Source organism: Streptomyces sp. SAI-170, from assembly GCF_049739565.1.
Classification (GTDB): Bacteria; Actinomycetota; Actinomycetes; order Streptomycetales; family Streptomycetaceae; genus Streptomyces.
Map to the genome: position 1 here is coordinate 8,134,986 of NZ_JBMGQD010000001.1, position 19,155 is coordinate 8,154,140.

Consider the following 19,155-nt stretch of genomic DNA (forward strand, 5'->3'; position numbering starts at 1 on the left):
GGGGTAGTCGGCTGGTGAGCAGAGGTGTCGAAGGCGTGAACCGGAGGCCGGGATGCTGTCGCATACGTTGGACCAGCATGTGCTCGTGATCAGGGTGGACAGTGACCCTGGGCCGGACGGGCGGGCCGAGCTGGTGACGGAGATCGACGGGCTCGTCCGTGCCTATCACCCGGCGCCCGTCGTGATCATGCTCGAGGACCAGGCCGCGACCGGCGCCGCACTCAGCGCCGTCCTCCTCGTCCACCGGACCTGCACCGCGCTGGGTGTCCTGTTGTCGGTCGTCACCTCCAGCGCCCCCGCCCGACGCGTCCTGGAGGCCAACGCCGACTCCGTCGGCACCCACCTGATCATCCACGCCCGCGCGGCCACGGCCGTCACCACGGCGGCGCTGGCCGCGGTCGTCTGACCGCGGCGTGTGTGGCGGGCCCTTTTGGGGCACTCGGGAACAGCGGACTTTTAGCGCGTGCGGCCGGTCCCTCAGGCTTCGATACGAAGCCAGGTGTCGCCGGCACGGAGCCACAGCAAGCCGTCACGACCTTGACCGCAGCGCATGACGACCCGCCCGGGCACGCTTGCCTTGCGGCGTCCGGTGACACTCCAGGTGTCCCCGACCAACTCGGCCCGGACCACCTCGGTCGCCGACAGGTTGTGAGCGCGTTTCATCAGGACTGCTCGACGGCCGCGTACGGCGAACCCGTCGGGATTCGGGAGGGGGCTGGGCCAACTGGTCACCTCGCCCGTGGAGGGCGTGATCCGAGTCAGGAATGTGCCGCCGCGCCGACTGCCGGAGTACCAGACCAGCCATACCCGGTCGTCCTCAGTAGCGGCGGTGCAGCCTTGCAGGGGTGTGTCGGGCAGGCGGCCTTGCGGGGCCCAGACAGCTTCACCTTCGGAACTCCAGCCGGTGAGGCCGGCTGCCGACTGCGGGTGCTCTCCGTAGATGCCTTCGTCCCCGTGAGCCGTCCAGATCCGTCCTCTGTGATCGGTCACCAGCGCGGGGATGTCGTCACCGATGCAGAAGGTGTCCTCCTGCTCGCCGCTCTCCAGGGACACCACGACAGCGTTCGGCTCCCATGAGCCTGCGGAGCCTTTGAGCGCACGACCGCCGGCGACGAGCAGTCGAGGGCCCGGGAGCAGGGCGATGTGACCGGGACGGACCCGGATGCCCTCGAGCAGGTGGCGCTGAACCGATCCGTCGGCCCGGCGTATCACCAGCACTCCATCGAACGGGACCTTCGGGCTCCATCCCGGCCAGCCCTTGACGTAGCGGTTTCGGCGCAGCTGCTTCCGTTGGACGAGCAGCACGGCGAGTTCTCCTGCGGGGCCGACGGTCCACCACAGGGGGCGTCGGCCTGCCAAGAGGTCTGTGGCAGGCAGCTTCCAGACCTTCTGCATCTCAAAGACCCTGCTGTACGACCCCGTGCGTCGAGAAGCTCACCGCGCCGCCGCAGGCGAAGTCGCCCGGGGGGATTCCCGGATGGTGGCCCTCGCCGGTGGGCGGCGTCTGGGTGCGGGGGCCGAGGGACAGGCGGGAGACGATGCGGTAGCGGTCGCCGCGGTAGAGGGAATGGACGTACTCCACGGGCCGGTTGCGGGCGTCGGAGGTGAGGCGTTCGAAGAGGAGGGCGGGGGAGAGCTCGGGCACGTCGAGGAGGTCCGCCTCCGTGCGGGTGACGACGGTGGGCTCGATCGACTGGACGGCCTCGCTGACCTGGACGCCGTGCCGGTCCCGAAGGTGCTCGTACAGGTCGCCCCGCTCCAGCTCGTCCCGGCTCAGGCCGGGCACCAGGTCGGCCCGTACATGCAGGTGCTCGATGGCCATGGGGGAGCCGTCCACCAGCCGCAGCCGGGCCACGTAATGGATCTCCGCGGCCGGTGACATGCGCAGCTTGCGTCCCACCCGGGCCCCGGCGGCCACCGTGCGGAACTCCAGCAGCTCGCTGGTCCACATGCCGCCGGCCTGCGGCAGCGTGAAGGCGTTGCGGTCCGAGACCAGTTCCTGGGTGATCTTGGCCTCGGCGACGAACATGCCCCTGCCGTGCTCGCGCACCAGCAGTCCGGCCACGACGAGCTCGTCGACCGCGGCACGCAGCGTGGGCCGGGACACCCCGAGCTCCGCGCTCAGCACGCGCTCGGAGGGGATGGCGTCTCCGGGACGGCGCGCCTCGATGAGCTCGAGGATCGCCTCGCGGACCCGCTCGCGCTTCAGCATCGCACCGGAGGCTGCGGCGTCGATCTCCATGGGCGCCTTTCCTTCTCGATCGGGACGGACGGACAGGCCCTGACACGCACTGGTCATCTTAACTGGTCCGCTGGTCAATGGTGTTGTGGCCCGGGTGGTCGTGTGATCAGACGTTGAATTGAGCCACTCGTCGGTGAAAGGCCTTCCGTGACAAGAGGGTTGACGCCCTCATTGGTCCATGCCATTTTCCTTCTCGTCGCGACTGGTCAACACCAAGTGGTCAACTGGTCAACTCCCCGAGGTGAATCGTGCGTCACCGTTCCCCCGCCCTGCTCGGCGCCCTGCTGCTGAGCACCCTGCTCGTCTCCTGCTCCTCCTCCGACGGCACCTCGGACAGCGCCGGCGGCGGCAGGACCGCCCTCGACGTCTGGCTGATGCGTGACAGCGTCTCGGACGCCTTCCAGAAGGAGTTCGAGGCGGGCTTCGAGAAGGCCCACCCCGGCATCGACGTCCGGATCCAGATCCAGGAGTGGGAGGGGATCGGGGAGAAGGTGACCGCCGCCCTCGCCGGCAACGACGCGCCGGACGTCATCGAGGTCGGCAACACCCAGGTCGCCCAGTACGCCCAGAGCGGCGGCCTGACCGACTTCACCGACAAGGTGCCGGAGCTCGGCGGCGAGAGCTGGCTCAAGGGCCTCGCCGAGCCGGGCGCGTACGACGGCAGGCAGTACGGCATTCCCTACTACGCCGCCAACCGCGTCGTCATCTACCGCACCGACCTGTTCGAGAAGGCCGGCGTGGACGCGGCGAGCATCAGGACCCGCGACCAGTGGATCGCCGCGACCGAGAAGCTCAACCGCGCCGGGACGCAGGGCATCTACCTGCCCGGGCAGAACTGGTACGCCCTGGCCGGGTTCATCTGGGACGAGGGCGGTGACCTCGCCGTCGAGTCCGGCGGCACCTGGAAGGGCGGGCTCGACAGCCCCGAGGCGCTGCGGGCCATGGCCTTCTACCAGCGCCTCCAGTCCCTGGGCAAGGGCCCCAAGGACTCCGACGAAGCCCAGCCGCCCCAGGCCGAGGTGATGGCCAAGGGCCGGATCGCCCAGATCATCGCCGCCCCCGGCGGCGCCGCCGTCGTCACGCAGAACAACCCCGCACTCGAAGGAAAACTGGGCTTCTTCCCCATCCCCGGCAAGACCCCCGACACCCCGGGCGCCGTCTTCACCGGCGGCTCCGACCTCGTCGTGCCCGCCGCCGCCCGGCACCAGGCCGAGGCGTACACCTTCATCGAGGAACTCACCGGCGACGCCTGGCAGAAGAAGCTCGCCGCGGCCATGAGCTACGTACCCAACAAGACCACGCTGGCCGGCGCCGTCTCCGCCGACCCCGGCGCCGCCGCCATGGCCGTCGGGGCCGCCAACGGCCACGCCACTCCCAACACGCCCCAGTGGGCCGCCGTGGAGGCGCGCAACCCCATCAAGGACTACATGACGGCCGTCCTCACCGGCCGCGACGCGAGGTCCGAGGCCGCCAAGGCGTCCCGGACCATCACCTCCACCCTGAACAGCGCCTCCTGAACTCCCCTTCAGCACAAGGAGAAGCCGTGTCCACCGTCCGCGAGCGGTACACGCCCCGCTCTCCCGTACGGCGCACCCCTCGGGCCGGCGCCCCGCGCCGCCGGGCCGCCGCCGACCGTGCCTCCCCGTGGCCGTACCTGCTCGTCGCGCCCGCGGTCCTGGGCATGCTGTACCTGCTCCTCTACCCGCTCGCCCGCGCCGTGGTGATCTCCTTCCAGGACTTCCGTCTCCGTCAACTCATCCTGGGCGACGCCGAGTTCGTGGGACTGCGCAACTACCGCACCCTGCTGTCGGATCCGCGCTTCTGGGACGTCGTACGCCGCACCTTCCTGTTCATGACCGTCAACGTCGTCGCCATCATGGTTCTCTCCACGCTGGTCGCGCTGATGGCCGAGCGCCTCGGCCGGGTCGCCCGTACGGCCGTCCTCAGCAGTCTGGTCCTGGTCTGGGCGGTGCCCGTCGTCGCCGCCACGACCGTCTTCCAGTGGCTGTTCCACTCCGAGTTCGGCATCGTCAACGAGCTGCTGACAGGCCTGGGATTCACGTCGTACGAGAGCTACCCCTGGTTCGCGCACGGCGGCGCCGCGTTCGCCATCGTCGTCCTGCTCATCGTCTGGCAGTCCGTGCCGTTCGCCGCGATCACCCTGTACTCGGCCCTCACGACCGTGCCGGGCGAGCTGTACGAGGCCGCGCGCATCGACGGCGCCGGAGCCGTCCGCGTGTTCCGCTCGGTCACCTTCCCGCTGGTCAGGCCCCTGTTCATGCTCGTGCTGTCGCTGGAGGTCATCTGGACCTTCAAGGCCTTCGTCCAGATCTGGGTGATGACCCGCGGCGGGCCCGGCGACGCCACCACCATCCTGCCGGTGTACGCCGTCCAGACCGCGCTCGCCGGCCAGCGCTACGACCTCGGCTCCGCGGCCTCGATGCTCACCGTCCTGCTGATGAGCGGCGTACTCGCCTTCTACTTCCGCCAGTTGTTCCGCCAGGAGGGAGAGCACCTGTGACCACGACCCGGCGCCACCTCCGCAGACTGCCCCTGAACGCGGCCGCCGCCCTCACCGTCGTGCTCTGCCTGTTCCCCGTGTACTGGATGGTGGCGACCGCGTTCCGGCCGTCACGCGACATCCAGTCCTACGACCCGACCCTGATCCCGCGGGAATGGACCCTCGCCCACTTCCGCCGGGCCGTCGAGGCGGACGGGTTCGCCCTGTTCTGGCGCAACAGCGTCCTCGTCACCCTCAGCGCCGTGCTCCTGGCGCTGGTCGTCGCCCTCGGTGCCGCCTACGCGGTGGCGCGACTGCGCTGGCGCGGCCGACGGCAGTTCATGCTGGCGGTGTTCATCGCCCAGATGGCGCCCTGGGAGTCGCTCGTCATCCCCGTCTACATCATCTCCCGCGACACCGGGATGCTCGACCGGCTGCCCACCCTCACCCTCGTCTACTTCATGATCACCCTGCCGTTCACGGTGGTCGTGCTGCGCGGGTTCATCGCCGCGATCCCGCCCGAACTGGAGGAGGCCGCGCAGGTCGACGGCTGCACCCGGCCGGGCGCGTTCCGCAGGGTCGCCCTGCCGCTGCTGGCCCCGGGCCTCATGGCGACGTCGCTGTTCGGATACATCACCGCCTGGAACGAGTTCACGTACGCCAACTTCCTGATCATCAAGCAGCAGGACAGCCGCACCCTGCCCGTCTGGCTCTCCTCCTTCCAGTCCACGTTCGGCACCGACTGGGGTGCCACCATGGCCGCCTCCACCCTCTTCGCGCTGCCCGCGCTCGTCGTCTTTCTCGCGCTGCAACGCCATGTGACCAGCGGCCTCGCCGCCGGCTCCGTCAAGGGCTGAACCCTGCCCGACCGTCCCCTGCCGAGCGGAGACCTCTCTCGTGGAACGCCCAAGCCACCGGCCCGAGTTCACCCTGGTACCCCGCCCCCGCAAGCTCTCCCCGCGCCCGGGCCGCTTCCGCCTCGACGCCCGCACCCGGCTGCGCGTCACGCCCGGCGCCGAACCGGCCGCCGCCCTGCTGCGCGGCTATCTGGAGCCGCCCACGGGGCTGCGCCTGGAACACTCCGACGACGGCGCCTTCGTCCTCGCCGTGGACCCCACCCTCGCCGGGCTCGGCGAAGAGGGCTACGGCCTGACGGTCGGACCGCACGGCGTGCTGCTGCGCGCCGCCCGCCCCCTGGGCCTGCTGCGCGGCGTGCAGACGGTCCGCCAACTCCTCCCGTACGAGACGCTGTCCGCCGCACCGCGGCGCCTCACGTCCCTCGAACTGCCCGGGGTGGAGATCACGGACGTACCGCTGTACCCGTGGCGCGGCGCGATGCTCGACGTGGCCCGGCACTTCCAGCCGGTGTCCTACCTGCGGCGGTACGTCGATCTCCTGGCGCTGCACAAGCTGAACGTGCTGCACCTGCACCTCACCGACGACCAGGGATGGCGGATGCCGGTCGCCGCCTACCCCCGGCTCACCGAGGTCGGCGGCCGCCGGGCCGAGTCGATGGTCGGACCGGCGGGCAGCACCCGCTTCGACGGGAGGCCGCACGGCGGCGCGTACACCCGCGCCGAACTCACCGGCCTGGTCGCTCACGCGGCCCGGCGCGGCGTGACCGTCCTGCCGGAGGTCGGCGTGCCCGGCCATGTCCGCGCCGCGCTCGCCGCCCACCCCGAACTCGGCAACGACCCCGAGCGGCGGCTCGACGTCTGGACGCACTGGGGGGTGTGCCCCAACGTCCTCGGAGTCGGCGACCACGTCCTGGACTTCTTCCGTACGGTCCTGGACGAGGTCATGGACGTCTTCCCCGCCCCGTACGTCCACGTCGGCGGCGACGAGTGCCCCACCGACGAGTGGGAGCGCAGCCCGGCCGCGCTCGCCCGCGCCGCCCGCGAGGGACTGCCCGGGCCGCGCGCCCTGCACGGCTGGTTCCTCGGGCGCATCGCCGACCATGTGGTGCGCGCGGGCCGGCGCCCCGTCGCCTGGGCCGAGAACGGCACCGAACTGCCCCTGGACTGCACCGTGATGACCTGGCGCGAGCCGGGAGACGCTTGGGCCGCGGCGCGCCGCGGACACCAGGTCGTGCACGCCGACCATCGCACCACGTACTTCGACTACGCTCGCAGCACCGGCCCGCAGGAACCTCCCGCCCAGCCCGGAGTCGTCGTCGACCTGCGTACCGTGCACCAGCTCGACCTCCCGCCCCTCACCGACCGGGTCCTCGGCGCGCAGGGGCAGCTGTGGACCGAGTTCGTCACCACCCCCGAGCACATCGAGTACCTGACCTACCCGCGCCTGTGCGCCCTGGCCGAACGCGTCTGGCATCCCGCCCGGGACTGGCCGGACTTCCACCGCCGTCTGACCGGACACCAGGCGCGGCTGAGGGCTCTGGGCGTGCCGTACGACAGTCCGCCGGGGCGGTCGCTCGGCGCGGCGGGCTGAGGCGGGCCGACCGGCGACGGGGGTGAGGGGGCCTCGCATCGCGCCGCCCACGACCTACCACAAGGGCTCACCCGGCCCGCACCACGCCTCGCGCACATAACTCGCCACCCCCAAAGGCTCCCGCACCCCGCGGGGGCCTCCCGAGAGGAGAACTCATGCGCAACCGTCGCACCCAGGCCGCTCTGGCCGTGGCCGCCCTGCTGGGCAGCGCCGCGCTGGCCGCGCTGCCGCTCACGACCGCCTCCGCCGCGACCGACGGACTCGCCGTGCAGTACCGCACCAGCGCGGCCGGTGCCACCGCCGACCAGAGCGAGCCGTGGCTGAAGCTGCGCAACACCGGCTCGTCCGCGGTCGACCTCGCCCAGGTGAAGATCCGGTACTACTTCAAGGCCGACTCCGCGGGCGCCTCGTACCGCTTCGCCTGCTCCTGGGCGGTGAAGGGCTGCTCCGTGATCACCGGTACCTTCGGCACGCTCGCCAACCCGACCCCCACGGCCGACCGTTACCTGGAGATCGGGTTCACCCCAGCGGCCGGGTCCCTCGCCCCGGGTGCCGACACCGGGGACATGCAGCTGCGCTTCCACCAGTCCACCTGGCAGCCACTGACCCAGAGCGACGACTACTCCTTCGGCGCCGGCCAGACCTCGTACGGCGACTGGACCAAGGTCACCGCCCAGCTCGCCGGCCAGACCGTGTGGGGCACCGCGCCCGGCGGCAACAACCCCGACCCGACCCCCACTCCGACGCCGACCGACCCGGGGCCGTCCGGGGCCACGCTCTTCGACGACTTCGGCTACACCTCCCACACCGACCCGGCCCTCGCGGCCCACGGCTGGCGGGTGCGCTCCAACTCCGGCGGGCCGGGCGTGCCGGGCGCCGCCTGGGACCCCTCGAAGGTCACCTTCACCACCGAGGGCGGCAACTCCGTCATGAACCTGGAGACCTCCAGCGCGGGCTCCGGCTCCAGTACCACGCACACCGAAGTCCTCACCCAGGACATGAAGTTCAAGAACGGCACCTACGCCGCACGCGTGAAGTTCTCCGACGCGCCCAAGTACGGCCCCGACGGCGACCACATCGTCCAGACCTTCTTCACCATCAACGACCTCAAGGCACCCATGGCCGACGACTACGCCGAGTACGACTTCGAGTACCTGCCCAACGGCGGCTGGGGCGAGCCGTCGAACATCCTCTACACGACCTCCTGGGAGACCTACAACCCCGACCCCTGGCAGGCCGTCAACCAGCACAGCGAGAGCCGCCAGTCCTTCGCCGGCTGGCACGACCTCGTCGTGACCGTCGACGGCACCGCCATCACCTACTACATCGACGGACAGCTCTTCGGCACCCACGGCTCGCAGTACCTGCCCGAACGCCCGATGTCGATCAACTTCAACCAGTGGCTGATCGACCTCAACGGCCAGACGTCCACGACACCGCGCGCCTACGACCAGCGCGTCGACTACGTCCTGCACGTCAAGAACCAGGTCCTCACCCCGGCGCAGGTCGCCGCGAAGGTCGCCGCGTACCGCAGCGCGGGCACGACCTTCGTCGACGAGGTCCCGGCCTCCTGAGGCGGTTGCGGGCCGTGCGCCCGGGCGGCGGTGAGCACCCTGGGGTTCTCACCGCCGCCGCGTGGCGTCGTCCGCCGAACGGCCCCTTTCTGTAGGTGTGTTCACTTATGCGCGGGGAATCCGAAGCCACAGACCGGTCGGTCGGCAGGCGGCCGAACGGTGTGAGAGAGCGAAGAAACCCCATGCGCAGCAAGGGAACGAGGACCCGCCTGATCGCGTTAGCCACCGTCATGGCGGGCGCCACGCTGGCCGGTTGCGGTGGCGACGACGACTCGGACGCCCGGAACGGCAAGGCCTCGGGCAGCAGCCCCGGCGCCCGTGAGCAGGGCACGGCGGACGTGCGTACCGCCTACGACAGGACCGCCGAGGCCGAGACGGCGCGGATGACGATGCAGGTGAAAGCCGCCGGCGCCGGCCGGACCGCGACCTTGGAAGGCCGGGGCGCACTCGACTTCGACGAGGGTGACAGCGTCATGACCGTCACCGCCGAGGGCCGGCGCATCGAACAGCGCGTGATCGACCAGAGCCTCTACCTGAAGGCGCCGGGCCAGAAGACCCCGGGCGGCAAACCCTGGATCAAGATCGACCTGCGGAAGGCCGGCGCCCAGCAGGACGTGAGCGACGGCGCGATCGGCGACCCCGCCCAGGCCGCCGCCTACGCCAAGGCGATCACCGACAAGGACGTCACCGCCCTCGGCACGGAGAAGATCGACGGCGTCGACACCACCCACTACCGGGTCGCCGTCGACCTCGGCAGGCTGCCGAACGGCGCGGCGCTGCGCAAGCAGCTCGGTCCCACACTGCCCATGCACCTCTGGCTCGACGACCAGGGCCGCATCCGCCGCCAGCAGATCGACATGACCGTCCCCGCCCAGGGCGCCGGGCAGCCCGGCGGAAGTCCGGCGGCCCGGCAGGCCAAGGTCAGCACGGTGATGGAGTACTCCGACTTCGGCGCCGACGTCGACACCGAGGCGCCTCCCGCCCGGCAGACGACCGACATGACCGACAGGCTGCTTCAGGACGCCGACCGGCGCAGCTGACCATCCTGTACGTCACAAGAAGGCTCCCCGTTGAACACACGGGCCTCTCGCTGCGTAAGGGACCCCAGGGGAACACAGGACCCGGGGCCGACCGACGTAGGAGTACGACCGTGAGACGCAACAGGCGCAGACGTCCGACCGGAGCAAGACGCGCGACCTTCGCAGCCGTCGCTCTCATGCTGGGCGGGGGAGGCCTGGTGGCCGTGAACGTGTACGCCTCGGCCACCGACGACGGGACCGGCGCCAACACCGGGGAGAACACGGGCGCCTGGGCCGACGCCCTCACGATCGACTGCCCGGACGTGGGCGAACACCTCGTCTCGGTGCCGGACACGGCACGCGCCGACGTCGACCGCGAACTCGCGCTGCTCGACCAGCAGATCGCCGACGCGTATCTCCAACTCCAGGCCCCGGAGGATCAGTCCGGGTCGCCCGAGGACGCGCTTCTGAAGCCCCTGACGGAACAGCGGGCCGCGACGATCGAGCGCATCGCCGTCGCCGTGGGCAACGCGGGGAAACGTCCCGAGGGCCTGGAGTCCTTGGCCGCGTGCGCCTTGCGACAGGCGGAGGGGCAGGCGGAGGAAGACGGCCAGGCTCAGGACGACGACCAGACACAGGACGACGGCCAGACACAGGACAACGGCCAGGACGGGACAGGCGGTCAGGCGGACAACGGCCCCGTCGCCGAGGACTACGCCGACATCACCGCCGTACAGCCGGCCGCCGCCGGACCACCCCCGACGGGCAACGCCTCGCGCGGTACGTTCACGACCAGCTGCGGCGTCAACGAGGGCGGCCTCTTCAACTCGGACAACGTCATCGTCGCCCCGGGCGTCACCAATGGCGCCCACCACTTCCACGACTACGTCGGCAACCAGTCCAACAACGCCTTCGCGAGCGACGAGAACCTCGCAGCCGCCGAGACCAGCTGCGTCGACCAGGGCGACAGGTCCTCGTACTACTGGCCGGTGCTGCGCCTCCGGAACGGAGCGCAGGAGCGGGACGCCCAGGCGCCCGGCGGCGGCATCGAGGGCAACGCCGGTGAGATCGTCACGCCGAAGGAGGTCACGCTGACCTTCGTCGGCAGTCCGGTGGGCGAAGTCACCGCGATGCCCCGGCTGCTGCGCATCATCACGGGCGACGCCAAGGCCTTCGTCAACGGCCCAGGCAACGCCAACGCCTCCTGGAGCTGCACCGGCTTCGAGGACCGGCAGCTCAAGGACAAATACCCGATCTGCCCGTCCGGCAGCGACGTGGTGCGCACCTTCCGGTTCCAGAGCTGCTGGGACGGCCGCAACATCGACAGCGCCAACCACCGCACCCATGTGGCCTTCGCCGACGCCTCCGGCACCTGCCCCTCCGGGTTCCGCGCCATCCCGCAACTGGTGCAGCGCATCGTCTACGACGTCGACGCCCCGAGCCTGGACGACGGCGGCCGTACGACGCCGTTGTTCGCGGTCGACTCCTTCCCCGAGCAGCTCCACAAGCCCGTGACCGACCACGGCGACTTCATCAACGTCTTCGACGAGGACCTGATGGGGGAGATGGTCGAGTGCATCAACTCCGGGCGCCAGTGCGGCGCTGGAGCGGACGCCGGGGGCGGCGGCGAGGATGCGGGGGAGGAATCGCAGGAGCCGGAGGAGGAGCCGACCGCCGCGCCCACAGAACCCCAGGGCGGCGACAACAGCAACGGCAACGACAACAGCAACGACAACGGCGCCACCGAGCAGCCGACGACAGACCCCTCGACTCCACCGGTGAGCGTGTCACCATCCACCGCGTCACCATCCACCGCTCCTGCCATCGAGCCGAAGTCGGCCGACACTCCTACCGCGACCACATCGGCCGCCGCAACCCAGGCACCCGCCGCCGCTGAAACCACCGCCGAAGGCGACGACGACACCGGCTTCGGCAACCCGTCCGGTCAGCAGGTGGCCGCCCCCCAGGGCGACCGCGGCGGGCTGGCCGAGACCGGCACCACCCTGTGGCCGGCAGCGGCCGGCTCGGTCCTCCTGATCGCGGGAGGCCTGCTGATGACCCGCACCAGAAGGCGCTCGGCGCGAAGCTGACACTTCACCCGCAGGTGGGACGGTAGGGGAGGCCCGGAGCGTGGGCCTCCCATTGCCGCCGGGACAGGCCCTCGCCGACGCGCTCGCACACCGCGCGGGCCACGCGTTCCGGGGCGACGGCGTACCGCCGGAGCGAGGCATGAACGCCCGCCGCGTACAAGGTGCTGCCGTCACGGTCGAACGCGAGGGCCCGCACGGTGTCGCCCGGTGCGGGCAAGGGTGATCCGATCCGCTGCTGGGAGGCGGTGTCCCACAGTTGCAGCGTGCCCTCGTCGCCCGCCACGGCGAGTGTGCCGCTGTCCTGGGAGAAGGCCAGCGCCGACACATGCTCGTACGTCGGGGTGTCCGCGCCGACGAGGACGCCGAGCCGGCGGGTGAGGCGGCCGTCCCACAGCACGACCCGCCCGGAACCGTCGCCCACGGCCAGCAGCCTCCCGTCGGGGCTGAACGCCAGCGCGACGGCCCTGCCGGGGCTCCTGGAGTCGGGCAGCGGAGTCCCGGAGGGCATCCCGTACGCCTGCCCGCCCAGCGTCACCAGCAACTTGCCGCCGGGGTGCAGGACGGGCCGGCCCGCGCCCAGGGGGAGCGTGCGGACGACTTTGCGCCGGGTCAGGTCCCACCAGCGTGTGGCGACCGGTCGATCCGGTGTGTCCGGCAGGGCGGGGACCAGCAGCCCAAGGTCTCCTCCGAGGAGCAGGGAACGGCCGCCCGGCCCGAAGGAGAGTCCGTCGAACGGCTGTCCACGCAGGTCGCGCGGCCCGACCCCGGAGACCACCTGTCGACGCGGGATGTCGTACACGCTCAGCCGGCCCGAACCACCGTGCTCCTCGTACGACCAGGAGACTCCGTGGGCGAGGCGCCGGCCGGCGGCGTCGAAGGCCATGTGCGGATCGCAGCTGACGACGAAGCGCGAGCCCTCCATCACGGGGCAGGCCATGGGAGGCGGCTCGGCCAGGCGTGCGCCGGTGCGGCCGTCGAGGACCGTGAAACGCACGCGGGACTGTTCGACATCGACGTGGGCCGTGGCCAGCACCGAGCCGTCGGGCGTGGACGCGACGGCGTCCGCCCTTCGTCGCTCCGGAGGCGCGTCGACGGCCCTGCCGAGGTCGAGCGTGTGGACCGACGGCCCCCACGACCCTTCCGGTCCTCCCAGGTACCTCAGCGTGCGCGTGGAGGTGTCGATACGGATGTCCCTGACCGTCTCACCGGACAACCGGTGCCGGAAGACGGGGAACTCGGGCTGCGCCAACCGCCACACCAGGATCTCCGATCCGTCGGACGCGGCGAGGAGCGTGCCGTCGGCGCTCAACTCGACCGTCTTCAGGGTGCGTTCATGCGCGACCGGGCCAAGTTGCCGACCCGTGGCGATGTGCCAGGCGCGGAAGCCCTCGGGACCGATGAGCCCCAGGTAGGCGCCGTCGGCGGAGAACACGAGCCGTTCTTGCATGCAACTCTGCAGGGTGGCCCGCGGCAGCCAGGGGGCAGGGAGCCTGCGCCGCGCCGGAACGCTCCACAGTTCGATCCGTTCGGACGGCACGCACAGGGCGAGGTGCCTGTCTCCGGGCGCGACGATCACGTCCGGAAAGCCCGTGGTCGTCGGACGGCGCTCCACCGACAGCTGTTGGGACAACGCGGTGAGCCGCGCCCAGTTCATCTGGTCCCAGTCGGCCGTCGGGAGCCGGTAGCCCCGCCGGAATTCCAGCAGGGGCCGTCGGGAGGCGACGTCCCACATCCGTATGCGGTAGTCCGTGTCACGCAGACCTCCCTCGGTCACGATCTCGTACGTGACGAGACTGCGCCCGCTCGGCCCCATCTCGGCACCGGCGTCCGCCTTGGTCAGCGGTGCCGTCGACTGCCGCCCCGTGGCCAGGTCCCGTACCCCCACGCCGTTGTCTTGGTCGAACACCGGAAGCCAGCCCGCGTCGCCGCGCACGAACCCGGCGTCGGGCATCCTCGAGCCCAGACCGGGCAGGGTGGCCGTCGGCCGGTGGGTGGTGACGTCCCAGCGGGTCACATGCCGCGCGCCGACGCTGATGAGCGTGCGCCCGTCGGCGCTGAGGTGCCGGAGGGTGGCGGGGTCTCCGTCCGGGTCGGTGAACACGTCCCGCTCCTTCTGGGCCATCGCGCCGACGAGTGCCGAACGGGTCTCGGGCAGATCGGCCACGCGCCAGGCGGCGACGCTCAGCCGCATCGCCGTGACGGGGTCGGACGTGCGCAGGCTCTCCGCGACGGCCGCGAGCCTGCGGGCCTCGGTCTCGGCGCGGCGGCGCTCGCCTGCCCGGTTCTGCTGCCAGGCGACCACGGCGGCGACGAGGCTGAGCACCACCAGCACCGACAGGGCCGTCGTACGGAGCTTGCGGTGCCGTCGCTCACTGTGCCGCGCGGCGAGCCCGGCGCCCAGGAAGTCCCTTTCCAGCGGGGTGAGTTCGAGGGCAGGTTCCGGAAGGTCGGGCGCGAAGTGCTCCTCGGCGGTGGCCAGTCGCAGCCCCCGGTACAGAGCGCCGGGGTCACGGCCCAGGCCGTGCCAGGCGTGGGCCGCCTCGGTGAGATGCCGCTGGGCGCGCAGCCGTTCCCGGTCCTCGTCGATCCACGTGCGCAGCCGGGGCCAGGCGGTGAGCACCGCTTCGTGGGCGAGGTCCACGGTGTCCCCGTCGAGCGTGATCAGCCGTGCGCGGGAGAGCCGTTCCAGGACGAGGGCCGCATCGGCGTGGTCGTCGTGCGGGGGAGTCCGGGCGGCGAGCGCCATCAGCTCGGCCCGGTCGGTGGGGCGGCGGGTGTCCGGCGTGCCCTGGCCGGGGGTGACCAGCCGGAGCAGCAACAGCCGTGCTACTTGCGCCTGTTGGGGAGTGAGGGCGCCGTACAGCTCCTCGGCGGTGCGCGCGATCGCGCCGCGGATGCCCCCGGCGGCCTCGTACGCGGATTCCGACAGGGCCCGGCCGTGGCGGCGGTGCCAGGTCTCCAGCAGGGCGTGCGAGAGCAGCGGCAGGCCGCCCGGCTCGTCCTTGACCTCGTCGACGACTCGGGCGGTGAGCGAGCGCTCCACGGTGAGACCGGCCAGCGCGGCGGGTCGGACGACCGCCTCGCGCAGTTCCTCCGGTGTCATCGGCGGCACCAGCAGGGTCGCGGCCTGGGCGGCTGCCGCGAGCGCGGGATACAGGGTGCAGTGGCCGTAGAAGTCGGCCCGGACCGCGAGGACGAGCGAGGTGCTCCGACCGGCTTCCACCAGCGCGAACAGCAGGCTCAGGAACTCGGCACGCTCGCGGTCGTCCGAGCAGAGCGTGAACACCTCCTCGAACTGGTCCACGATCACCAGCGTGCCGTCCGCGGTGCGGTCGGGGTCCAGTACGGCGGTGTGGGTGCGGGCCGGATGCGCCCCGGGCACGAGGATGCGGATCGCGGACGGCCGGGCCGGCCCCGGCTCGGAGGGTTCCACCAGCCGGGGGATCAGCCCGGCCCGCAGCAGCGAGGACTTGCCGCTGCCGGAGGGCCCCGCCAGGACCACGACGTCGTGCTCCCGCACCAGCGAGGCCAGGCGCTCCGCCAGCAGGTCACGGCCGAAGAAGCGGTCACGGTCGGCGGTGTCGAACCGCGCGAGGCCCAGGTACGGGGCCTTGGCGTCATCGTTCTCACGCACCTGGCGGGCGGCCTCCCGCTCGGCCTGGTGCCAGCGCCGCTCCCAGTCGGCGAGCGCGGCGTCGTCCGCGCCGCACGCCCGCGCGTACGCGAGCGCGACGGCCAGCGACGGGAGCCGGTCACCGGCCGCCGCCTCGGCGAGGGTCGTGCTGGAGTAGTGCGCCGCGCGGGCCATCGCCCGGTAGGTGAGGCCCCCGGCCTCCCGCCGTAACTTCCGTAACTCGTACGCGAATTGCGCGATCGGGCCCTCGGCCGGATCCAGCGGTCGCTCACGACGCCCCATGCCCGCATCCCCCGTCGGTCCTGGCGGACCTCGCCTCCGACGCTACGAACGGCGCCGACGGCGGAGCAAGGCGGCGCGACGGGCATGGCGCAAGGGCTCCGCTGATTGTCCGGAGTGATGACAGGGGCCTGCCGGACAAACCCCGGGCGGCCAAAGCTGAAGGTCACGGCAGGTCCGGCGGCGTCCGGGCTCGCCGGACAGCGGTGCCCGCAGGGTGCGGGCCCCATGGACGCAAAGGAGTGCGGTGTGCGACGTTCCATCGCCGCATGGCTGGCGGCCGCAGCCCTCGTCGTCGGCGCCGCGGCCGGATGCGAGAGGCACGACGGGCAGCCGGCGGACCGGGGCCGGGCGGCACCGGACCACACCCTCACCGACGCGGAGCGCTTCCGCCTCGCACGGGCCGAACAACTCCTGGTCCAGCGGTGCATGACACAGCACGGCTTCCCCTACTGGCTCCGCCTGCCGCTCACGGCGCGGGAGAGCCGCCCGCTCGGCTACGTCCTCGACGACATCGGCTGGGCCCAGCGATACGGCTACGGCGGACCGATCCGGCAGAAGCTCGCCGCCGCCGAACGCCACGACCGCAACAACGCCTACCGCGCGCGGCTGACCGGCCGGCGCCTCACCGCGTACGACACCGCTCTGTCCGGCGGCTCAGAAGCCCCGTCCGTCTCCGCCGACGTGCCCGGCGGAGGCACCGTGACCAGCAGGCTGGGCGGCTGCGAACTACAGGCCAGGGAACGGCTCTACGGCGACCACGCCACCTGGTTCCGCGTGGACAAGACCGCCACCCATCTCAGCCGGCTGTACGCCGGCGACCTGGTGGCCGACCCCCGGTTCGTCAAGGCGCTGCGCCGATGGTCGTCCTGCATGCGCGCGGAGGGCCGTACGTACGCGAACCCGGCCGAGGCCCGGGACGCCCTGCACCGACGGACCCAACAACTGCCTCCGCAGCGGGCGTTCGCCCTGGAACGGGAGCTTGCCGTCGCCGACGCCACCTGTGCGCGGGATGTCGGGCTGAAGGCCGTGGGCCGGAAGGTGGAGGCGTCGTACGTCGACCGGCTGCGCGGCCGGTACGGCGACGACCTCGACACCCGCCGGCGACTGCAGCGGGCCGCCCTGGATCGCGCGTCCGGCGTCACGGGCGAAGCGGACGACTGACACAGCCGGGGCACTCCAGCAGACCCCGCTGCCTCACCCCAGAGCTTCCGCGGCGCGACAGCCGCGGATCACCTCGCCTCCGCACTCGGAGGCACCGACCGAAGGAGACACCATGCGTCTGCGCAAGCCCGCCACGATGGCCCTCGCCGTGGGCCTCGCCTTCCTGGGCCTGAGCCTGCCGACGACGTCCGCCCAGGCGGCGACCGTCTGCGACACCAAGTTCGACGACTACCAGAACCGCGGCTTCAACCACGTCCACGCCTGGTCCGAGCCCAACTGCGGCGGCACCTGGCTCGGCGACGCCGCGCAGGGCACCGCCGACTGGAACTGGGGCGACTCCGCAGGCGACTTCACCGGGAGCGACGACAACAACGCCGAGTCCGTGATGAACACGGCCTCCTCCAGCTCCGTCGTCGCCTTCTACCGACTGGCCGGAGACCCCGCCGGCACCTGGGACGACGGCTACGTCTGCCTGAAGGGCAGCGAGCTCTACGTCGACGGTCTCGCCCGCAACAACTTCGAGAACCGGCGCGACCTCAGCGTCGACAACCGCATCTCGGCCCACCAGTGGGTCACACCGAGCGCCTGCACCGACTACTCGTACATCAGCTGATCACGGCCGGCGTCCCAAGGCCCGGCGGCCCCACCCAGTTGAGGGAGGGGGCCGTCGGGTCCGCCCGTGGGACCGACCCCGTTCAGCTCGTCCTGTCCGGGCCCGGACGGAGGCCTAGCCGTTCGCGCCCGGCTTCCAGTCCTGGACGAGCAGCCCGAGCAGCACCTCGTCGAGGAACTCGCCCATCACCCAGGCCGAGGAGCGCAGCACCCCTTCGCGGACGAAGCCGTTGCGCTCGGCGGAGCGGAGCATCGCGGCGTTGTCCGCGAGGGTCTCGACCTGCAGCCGCTGGAGGCCGCGCACGATGAAACCGTAGTGGCACAGCACCGCGACCACGTCGGTTCCGTAGCCCTTGCCGCGGGCGGAGGGCAGCAGCCCGAGCCCGATGTGGGCGGCCCGGTTGTGGTTGTCGATGTCCCACACCGTCGCGGTGCCGACCAGGGTGCCGCCGTCCAGCTCGACCACGGAGAAGGCGACACGGCCCTGCTCGATGTCGTCCTCGACGAACGGCGATTCCTTGGAGCCGGGCGTGAGCGGCCGCCACGGCCGGCCGGTGGCCCGCGAGGCGTTGACCACGTCGTCGTGAAGTTCGGCCTGCAGGACCGGGATGTCGTCCTCGTGCCGAGCCCTCAGCCCGACCTTGCTGCCCTTTAGCATGCGAGCTTCCTATCCGAACGGGCCGACCAGCGGCAAACCAATAAGCCGGTTCCGCGTCGTCCCGTCCTACTCCTCCGGCTCCCAGGCGAGGAGCAGGTCGAAGAGGTGCGGGTCGCCGTCGAACTTCAGGGAGTCCGCCGGGATCCGGTCGTACAGGAAGAGGACCAGCTCAGCGGCCGTGCCATGAACGGAGGAACCGGCCTCGTCCCCGTCGGCGGAGGGTGTCGTGAGACGGGTGGACCGTGCACCGTCGGCGTCGAGGGTGAGGCGCCAGGAGGAGCCCTCGCCGGCGTGGAACTCGACGGCGGCGGGCTGATGCGGCCAGGCACTCGGGGTCGCGCAGCACATGGTGAGGAACTCGTCGACACCGTCGAGCGCCGCCTCGCCCGGCAGCGGCTGCGGGGCGCCCACGGTGACCTGGGCGTCGTAGGTGTGCACGGTGGCCTCCTGGACCTGATGCCGGGCGACGGCACCCGAGGTCTGCGGGGACTGCGACGCACCCCACCACGTCCAGCAACCGCGGTCCGGGCCGGCCTCGCGCAGTGCGCTCAGCAGCAGGCCCGTCGACTCGGCCGACCAGGCGAGCAGGGCCTCGCGCTCCCGGGGCGTGGCAAGGGCGTCCTGCGAAGAGGGCGCGGCCGCGGGGGCGTCGGCAGGGCCCGCGGCCACGTTGGCGGCCCAGTGGCGGTGCACCTGGCCCAGGTGCTGCACCAGATCGAACAGCGTCCAGTCGGGGCAGGTCGGCACCTGCACGTCGAGGCCGGGCGCGGAGGCGACTGCGGCCCGGAACGCGGTGGACCGCTCGTCGATCAGCCGCAGCAGGTCGGGGAACTCAAGTGTCTTTGCCACGCTGGATGTCTACCAGTCCGCCGACACGACCGCCGCCGGTTTTCACAGCGGTCACAAGCAGCACATTGGTCACAGAGGCCGCAACG

15 protein-coding genes are annotated in these 19,155 nt (G+C 71.6%); 10 read left to right on the forward strand and 5 right to left on the reverse strand.

The features are described from left to right. Window positions 1–85 precede the first annotated feature (85 nt). Window positions 86–406: a hypothetical protein gene (locus RKD23_RS36560; RefSeq protein ID WP_424857646.1), complete on the forward strand. Its 321-nt coding sequence runs from the start codon at window positions 86–88 to the stop codon at window positions 404–406. Window positions 407–477: 71 nt separating this feature from the next. Here RKD23_RS36560 and RKD23_RS36565 read toward each other — a convergent pair whose 3' ends face one another. Further along, complete coding sequence (locus tag RKD23_RS36565; protein WP_424857647.1) at window positions 478–1,395, reverse strand: hypothetical protein; 918 nt, start codon at window positions 1,393–1,395, stop codon at window positions 478–480. A 1-nt stretch (window position 1,396) separates the two neighbouring features. Beyond that, the gene (locus tag RKD23_RS36570) at window positions 1,397–2,242 is read right to left on the reverse strand and encodes a GntR family transcriptional regulator (RefSeq protein WP_424857648.1); all 846 of its coding nucleotides are present in this window, start codon (window positions 2,240–2,242) and stop codon (window positions 1,397–1,399) included. 248 nt (window positions 2,243–2,490) lie between these two features. Between RKD23_RS36570 and RKD23_RS36575 the strand changes: the two genes are divergently transcribed. The 7 genes from RKD23_RS36575 to RKD23_RS36605 all read left to right on the forward strand — a co-directional run bounded on the left by RKD23_RS36575 (window position 2,491) and on the right by RKD23_RS36605 (window position 11,873). Further along, window positions 2,491–3,759 (forward strand): extracellular solute-binding protein, encoded by a 1,269-nt coding sequence (locus RKD23_RS36575; protein ID WP_424857649.1) that lies wholly within the window; start codon window positions 2,491–2,493, stop codon window positions 3,757–3,759. Between the two features lie 26 nt (window positions 3,760–3,785). Then, on the forward strand, window positions 3,786–4,763 hold the full coding sequence (locus RKD23_RS36580) for a carbohydrate ABC transporter permease (RefSeq protein WP_424857650.1): 978 nt from the start codon (window positions 3,786–3,788) through the stop codon (window positions 4,761–4,763). Continuing rightward, window positions 4,760–5,599, forward strand: coding sequence for a carbohydrate ABC transporter permease (locus RKD23_RS36585; protein WP_424857651.1), 840 nt, complete (start codon window positions 4,760–4,762; stop codon window positions 5,597–5,599). Before RKD23_RS36580 ends, RKD23_RS36585 begins: the two co-directional genes overlap by 4 nt. A gap of 40 nt (window positions 5,600–5,639) precedes the next feature. Then, window positions 5,640–7,190 carry a beta-N-acetylhexosaminidase gene (locus RKD23_RS36590; protein WP_424857652.1) on the forward strand — a complete coding sequence of 517 codons (1,551 nt, stop codon included), beginning with the start codon at window positions 5,640–5,642 and terminating at the stop codon, window positions 7,188–7,190. Between the two features lie 155 nt (window positions 7,191–7,345). Then, window positions 7,346–8,764 (forward strand): cellulose binding domain-containing protein, encoded by a 1,419-nt coding sequence (locus RKD23_RS36595; RefSeq protein WP_424857653.1) that lies wholly within the window; start codon window positions 7,346–7,348, stop codon window positions 8,762–8,764. A 182-nt stretch (window positions 8,765–8,946) separates the two neighbouring features. Beyond that, complete coding sequence (locus RKD23_RS36600; RefSeq protein WP_424857654.1) at window positions 8,947–9,804, forward strand: hypothetical protein; 858 nt, start codon at window positions 8,947–8,949, stop codon at window positions 9,802–9,804. Window positions 9,805–9,980: 176 nt separating this feature from the next. Beyond that, window positions 9,981–11,873 (forward strand): DUF1996 domain-containing protein, encoded by a 1,893-nt coding sequence (locus RKD23_RS36605; RefSeq protein ID WP_424858420.1) that lies wholly within the window; start codon window positions 9,981–9,983, stop codon window positions 11,871–11,873. A gap of 4 nt (window positions 11,874–11,877) precedes the next feature. On the opposite strand, the gene RKD23_RS36610 is transcribed toward RKD23_RS36605, so the two are convergent. Continuing rightward, complete coding sequence (locus RKD23_RS36610) at window positions 11,878–15,789, reverse strand: helix-turn-helix domain-containing protein (protein ID WP_424857655.1); 3,912 nt, start codon at window positions 15,787–15,789, stop codon at window positions 11,878–11,880. 246 nt (window positions 15,790–16,035) lie between these two features. Here RKD23_RS36610 and RKD23_RS36615 point away from each other — a divergent pair, with 246 nt between their 5' ends. Further along, on the forward strand, window positions 16,036–16,950 hold the full coding sequence (locus RKD23_RS36615) for a hypothetical protein (protein ID WP_424857656.1): 915 nt from the start codon (window positions 16,036–16,038) through the stop codon (window positions 16,948–16,950). A 112-nt stretch (window positions 16,951–17,062) separates the two neighbouring features. Then, window positions 17,063–17,563: a hypothetical protein gene (locus RKD23_RS36620; protein WP_424857657.1), complete on the forward strand. Its 501-nt coding sequence runs from the start codon at window positions 17,063–17,065 to the stop codon at window positions 17,561–17,563. A gap of 114 nt (window positions 17,564–17,677) precedes the next feature. Here the strand turns inward: RKD23_RS36620 and RKD23_RS36625 are convergent, their stop codons facing one another. Further along, window positions 17,678–18,220 carry a GNAT family N-acetyltransferase gene (locus RKD23_RS36625; protein WP_424857658.1) on the reverse strand — a complete coding sequence of 181 codons (543 nt, stop codon included), beginning with the start codon at window positions 18,218–18,220 and terminating at the stop codon, window positions 17,678–17,680. A 66-nt stretch (window positions 18,221–18,286) separates the two neighbouring features. Beyond that, the gene (locus RKD23_RS36630) at window positions 18,287–19,069 is read right to left on the reverse strand and encodes a maleylpyruvate isomerase family mycothiol-dependent enzyme (RefSeq protein ID WP_424857659.1); all 783 of its coding nucleotides are present in this window, start codon (window positions 19,067–19,069) and stop codon (window positions 18,287–18,289) included. Window positions 19,070–19,155 lie beyond the last annotated feature (86 nt).

Excerpts from the sequence above, each read along its gene's own strand:
- RKD23_RS36570 (WP_424857648.1), bottom strand. The coding sequence starts at position 2,242 with ATGGAGATCGACGCCGCAGCCTCCGGTGCGATGCTGAAGCGCGAGCGG.
- RKD23_RS36565 (WP_424857647.1), bottom strand. The coding sequence starts at position 1,395 with ATGCAGAAGGTCTGGAAGCTGCCTGCCACAGACCTCTTGGCAGGCCGA.
- RKD23_RS36610 (WP_424857655.1), bottom strand. The coding sequence starts at position 15,789 with ATGGGGCGTCGTGAGCGACCGCTGGATCCGGCCGAGGGCCCGATCGCG.
- RKD23_RS36595 (WP_424857653.1), top strand. The coding sequence starts at position 7,346 with ATGCGCAACCGTCGCACCCAGGCCGCTCTGGCCGTGGCCGCCCTGCTG.
- RKD23_RS36620 (WP_424857657.1), top strand. The coding sequence starts at position 17,063 with ATGCGTCTGCGCAAGCCCGCCACGATGGCCCTCGCCGTGGGCCTCGCC.
- RKD23_RS36605 (WP_424858420.1), top strand. The coding sequence starts at position 9,981 with ATGCTGGGCGGGGGAGGCCTGGTGGCCGTGAACGTGTACGCCTCGGCC.
- RKD23_RS36600 (WP_424857654.1), top strand. The coding sequence starts at position 8,947 with ATGCGCAGCAAGGGAACGAGGACCCGCCTGATCGCGTTAGCCACCGTC.
- RKD23_RS36625 (WP_424857658.1), bottom strand. The coding sequence starts at position 18,220 with ATGCTAAAGGGCAGCAAGGTCGGGCTGAGGGCTCGGCACGAGGACGAC.